The organism is Streptomyces lancefieldiae (genome assembly GCF_031845825.1).
GTDB classification, from domain to species: Bacteria; Actinomycetota; Actinomycetes; order Streptomycetales; family Streptomycetaceae; genus Streptomyces; species Streptomyces lancefieldiae.
On record NZ_JAVRFH010000176.1, the window covers coordinates 1 to 2,606 of the forward strand.

1 protein-coding gene is annotated in these 2,606 nt (G+C 74.6%); it reads right to left on the reverse strand.

Annotated elements, in window-relative coordinates; all coding sequences use genetic code 11:
• On the reverse strand, nt 1-2,606 hold a 2,606-nt coding region (locus RM812_RS41315; protein ID WP_311586051.1), incomplete at both ends, for an amino acid adenylation domain-containing protein.

A 2,606-nucleotide genomic window follows, 5' to 3' on the forward strand; every position in this document is an offset into this window, starting at 1 on the left:
CGCGCACGGTCCACCGGCAACGCCACCTCCTCCGGCAGACCCGCCAGCACCCCCCTCCAGTGCTCCAACTGACGGAACGCGACACTCCCCCGGTCCTCCACACGCCCCAGCACCTCCTGCTGCCACAGCGTGTAGTCCGCGTACTGCACCGGCAGTGGCCGCCGGGCCGGCTCCCGGCCGGTCGTGCGGGCGGTGTAGCCGTCGGCGAGTTCGCGGGCGAGGGCCCCGATCGACCAGCCGTCGCAGATGATGTGGTGCAGTACGAGAAGAAGCACGTGGTCGTCGTCGGCGACCGTGAACAGGGCGGCCCGCAGCGGAAGTCCGGTGGTCAGGTCGAAGGCTCGGCGGGCCGCCTCGCTCAGGTCGCAGGCCAGCCGGTCCGGGTCCGTGGGGACGGACTCCCAGGGGACTTCGGCCTCTTCGGCCGCCAGGACGTCCTGCCAGGGGCCGGTGTCCGACTCCGGGAAGCGGGTGCGCAGCGCCTCGTGACGCCCGACGACGTCCCCCAGCGCCCGGCGGAGGGAATCCTCGTCCAGGGTGCCGCGCAGGCGGAGCGCGAACGGCACGTTGTAAAGGGGGCTGCCGCCCTCCACGCGGCTGAAGAACCAGAGCCGCTGCTGGGCGAAGGAGAGCGGCGGTGCCTCGGGGCGGGGCATCGGGCGCAGCGCGGGCCGGGCCCGGACGGCGGCGTCGAGTCGGCCGGCGAGACCGGCGGGGGTGGGAGCCCGGAACAGGTCGCGCACGGTCATCTCCACACCGAGTGCGGCACGGATACGAGTGATCAGCCGGGCGGCGAGCAGCGAGTGGCCACCGAGGTCGAAGAAGCCGTCGTCGGTGCCGACCGCGCCGACGCCGAGGATCTCGGCGAACAGCCCGCACAGGATCTCCTCGCGCGGGGTGCGCGGGGCTCGGCCGACGGGCGACGGAGCGAACTCGGGGGCGGGCAGGCCCCGGCGGTCGAGTTTGCCGTTGGGGGTGAGCGGTAGGGCGTCCAGGGTGACGAACGCGGACGGCACCATGTGGTCGGGGACCCGTGCGGCGGTGTGGGCACGCAGGCCGGCCGGGGTCGTTCCGGGGCGGGCGGGGACCACGTACGCGACGAGGCGCCGGTCACCGGGGCGGTCCTCCCGGACCAGGGCGGCGGCCTGTCGGACGTCGGGGTGTGCGGTGAGGTGGGATTCGATCTCGGCCGGCTCGATCCGGAACCCCCGGACCTTGACCTGGTCGTCGGCACGGCCGAGGTACTCGAGGACGCCGTCCGCCCGGCGGCGTACGAGGTCGCCGGTGCGGTAGGCCCGCTCCCCGGGTGCGCCGCACGGGTGCGCGACGAACCGCTCCGCGGTGGCCGCGGGACGGTGCAGGTAGCCGAGCGCGAGCCCGGCACCGGACAGGTACAGCTCTCCCGGCACACCCGGCGGTACCGGCCGGAGCCGGTCGTCGAGGACGAGGGCGTGTTTGCCGTGGACGGGGGTCCCGATCGGGATGGGTGAACCGTTCAGGTCGGCAGGGGTGACGGTGTGAGTGGTGGTGAAGCCCATGCTCTCGGCGGGCCCGTACCCGTTGGTGACGCGGACCTGCGGGAACCGTTCGAGGACCCGGGCGACGTGGGTGACGGAGGCGGCCTCGCCCCCGGTCATGGCGGCGTTCAGGCCCTGGAACGCCTCGGGGTGCTCGTCGAGCAGGTGGTTGAAGAGGCTCGCCGACGCCTTGAGGACGGTGACGCCGTGCCGGGCGACCAGTTCCGCCATGGTGGCCGGGTCGGGGCGCTGCCCCGGCTGGAGCACCACGCGGCCACCGTTCAACAGCGGGCCGAGGAGTTCGGTGGCGAAGGCGTCCCAGGACATGGGCGCGCTCTGCAGCCAGGTCTCGCCGGCGCCGAAGGGGGCGTACTCCTGGCCGGAGAGGGTGCCGGTGAGTGCCCGGTGCGGGGCCACCACGCCTTTGGGAACGCCGGTGGAACCCGAGGTGAACATGACACAGGCGGGTGTCTCGGCGGTCTCGGGGCCGATGCGGACGAGGGGCTCGCGATCGGGAGCGGGGCCGGCGTCGGAGGCGGCGGGGTGGACCAGCGGGACGCCGGTGGCCACGAGCCACCCGGGCGCGTCCCGGGCGGTGACGACGGCGGCGGCCCGGGTCTGGGCGAGCACGGCGGACAGGCGCTCGCCGGGGAAGTCCGGGTCGAGCAGCGTGTAGGCCGCCCCGGCCTTGAGCACGGCGAGCAGGGCACGGACCAGATCGGGCCCGCGCTCCAAGTGGACGGCGACGATGTCCCCGGCCCGCACCCCACGGGCGTGGAGGCGGCGGGTGAGACGGGTGGCCTGTGCGTCGAGGGCGCCGTAGGTGACGTGTTCGTCCCCGAAGAGGAGCGCGGTCGCGTCGGGCGTACGGGCCGCCTGCGCCTCGAAGAGCCGGTCGACGCGCCGGGGTGCCGCGGTCGGCCGCTCCTCGCCCGGTACGGGGAGCAGTTGGCGCCGTTCCTCGTCGGTGAGGAGGTCGACGGCGCCGAGGTTCTGGTCGGGGTCGTGGGCGAGCGCGGTGAGCAGGACGGACAGGCGCCGGGCGAGCCGTTCCACGGTGGCGTGGTCGAAGAGGTCGGAGGCGTATCC